Annotated in this window: 1 protein-coding gene; it reads right to left on the reverse strand. The window is 65.4% G+C overall.

Features of this window, described 5'->3' with window-relative positions:
• Positions 1-557: GTP-binding protein (locus AC3A5Z_RS24155; RefSeq protein ID WP_487521809.1), on the reverse strand; the 557-nt coding region annotated here is incomplete at both ends.

Here is a 557-nt window from a genome sequence, read left to right on the forward strand (position 1 = left end):
CCCTGGTCGAGCAGCTTGCGGAACATCTCGACGCCGGTGCAGACGGTCTTCTTGTTCGGGCGGATGCCGACGATCTCGACTTCCTCGCCGACCTTCACCACGCCGCGTTCGATCCGGCCGGTGGCAACGGTGCCGCGGCCCGAGATCGAGAACACGTCTTCGACCGGCATCAGGAAGGGCTGGTCCACGGCGCGGGCCGGGGTCGGGATGTACTCGTCGACGGCGGCGATCAGCGCGCGGATCGAATCCTCGCCGATTTCCTTGTCGGTGCCGTTCATCGCGGCCAGAGCCGAGCCCTTGATGATCGGAATGTCATCGCCGGGGTAGTCGTAGGACGACAGAAGCTCGCGCACTTCCATCTCGACCAGTTCCAGCAGTTCCGCATCGTCCACCTGGTCGACCTTGTTGAGGTAGACGACCATGTAGGGGATGCCCACCTGACGGCCGAGCAGGATGTGCTCGCGGGTCTGCGGCATCGGGCCGTCGGCCGCGTTCACCACCAGGATCGCGCCGTCCATCTGCGCCGCGCCCGTGATCATGTTCTTCACGTAGTCGGC

The sequence above is a fragment of the Cereibacter sp. Soil_C_27 genome, assembly GCF_057657095.1.